This window comes from Variovorax sp. E3 (genome assembly GCF_016082275.1).
In the GTDB taxonomy this organism is placed as follows: Bacteria; Pseudomonadota; Gammaproteobacteria; order Burkholderiales; family Burkholderiaceae_C; genus Variovorax.
This window is the reverse complement of record NZ_MOWM01000323.1, coordinates 1-1,625: the sequence shown is the minus strand read 5'-3', so window position 1 is coordinate 1,625 and position 1,625 is coordinate 1. Positions and strand designations below refer to the sequence as shown.

Below are 1,625 nucleotides of genomic sequence, written 5' to 3'. Positions count from 1 at the left end.
CAGTCTGTGTAAATAGTCTGCCGGCCGCTTAGATCGAGATGCCCCGCAAGAGCGGGGCATTTTTCTTTGGGTCGAGCGAATGCAAGAAGGGCCTCAGCCCTGCAGCGCCCGGAGCATCCAGGGCGCGCCTTTCATGTTGAACACTCGCTTGAGGTTGTAGGCCATCACGGCGAGGCTGAACTCTGCGCGCGCTCCGCTCGTGTGCCTCATCAGCAGCCGGGCATTGCCCAGGATCAGATACTTGATGCTGGCGAAGGGGTGCTCCACCGTCTGGCGCCTGAGCGCCATCATCCAGGGCTTGGCGGCCAGCCTGCTCGCATTGGCCTGAAGCGCCTTTTCGTACAGGTGGCGCGTCACGAAGCGTTGCTTGGCCGTGGTGCATTCAGGTTTGCGTGCACAGTCTGCGCAGTCACTTGGCTGCGCCGCATAGATCACCACCTTGGCCTTGCGCGAGAGTTGCTTGCGCTTGAGTGTCTTGCCCGCCGGGCAGGTGAAGCTGTCGCTGGCCGCTTCGTAGGTGAAGGCGCTGCGCGCGTACAGGCTGCCGTCGCCCTGGTTGTTCACCGAGCGGTTAACCGCCACGTAGCTGGTAGTGCCCTTGGCATCCAAGGCCGCAAGCTGCTCCCCATTGGCGTAGCCCGCATCGGCCACCACCGTACACGGCTGCTGCAGCACCCGGCTGGCTGCCTCGGCCATGGGCTGCAACTGGCGCTGGTCGCTCACCTCGCAGACCACCTCGTGCGTCACGATCAGGTGGCTTTGCGTCTCCACCGCCGTCTGCAGGTTGTAGCCCGGCTGGCTGTTCAGGCTGCGCATCGGGCGTGCCTCGGGCTCGCCGCTGACGATGGTGCTGGCACCGCTGCGCAGCAGTTGCTGGGCCTGGTTGGCGATGGCGCGACCCTGGGCCTTCAGTCGCTCCAGTGCTGCGCGCACTTCATCGGGCGAGCCCGGCCCATCGCCGGGACCGTCCGACTCATCGCCTTCTTGAGAGTCATGGCTGTCCAGCAGCCGTAGATAGGCCGCGATCTCCTGGGCGTTGCGCTGCGCCTGGGCGGCCAGTTCTCGCTGGCCCACCACCGCCTTGCGCGAGGCCACCGCCTGCACCTTCGTGCCGTCGATGGCCACCGTGGTGCCTTGGATCAGTCGGCTGGCGCGCGCGAACTGCACGAAGGCCGCGCAACTGGCCACCAGCGCGGCCGTGTTCTGGCGCCTGAACTCGGCAATCGTCTTGTGATCCGGTGCCAGGCGCCCCAGCAACCACATGCACTCCACGTTGCGGTGGCACTCGCGCTCCAGCGCCCGCGAGGAGCGGATCGCGCTCAGGTAGCCCCAGATGTACAGCCGCAACAGATCGCCCGGATCGTAGGGCGGTCTTCCCAATCGCTGCGCATGGGCCTTGGCAAAGCCCAGCACCTTCAGGTCCAGCGCCTGTACCCAGGCATCCACCACCCGCACCAGCGCGTCCTGCCCCACCAGTTCGTCCAGCATCAGCGGAAACAGCGTCGCCTGTCCACGATCCTGCCCGTGTCGATGTCCCATTGGCCAGCCCCCAATGAAAAATGCCCCTCAGGCAACGCCTGAAGGGCATATCTCGCGGACTCAACGCAGACTATTTACACAGACTG

The 1,625-nt window shown here is 65.4% G+C and carries 1 protein-coding gene; it reads right to left on the bottom strand.

Annotated features, from left to right (window positions below):
- Positions 1-93: 93 nt before the first annotated feature.
- Positions 94-1,539 (bottom strand): IS1182 family transposase, encoded by a 1,446-nt coding sequence (locus BMG07_RS40545; RefSeq protein ID WP_198089193.1) that lies wholly within the window; start codon positions 1,537-1,539, stop codon positions 94-96.
- Between the last annotated feature and the right edge of the window lie 86 nt (positions 1,540-1,625).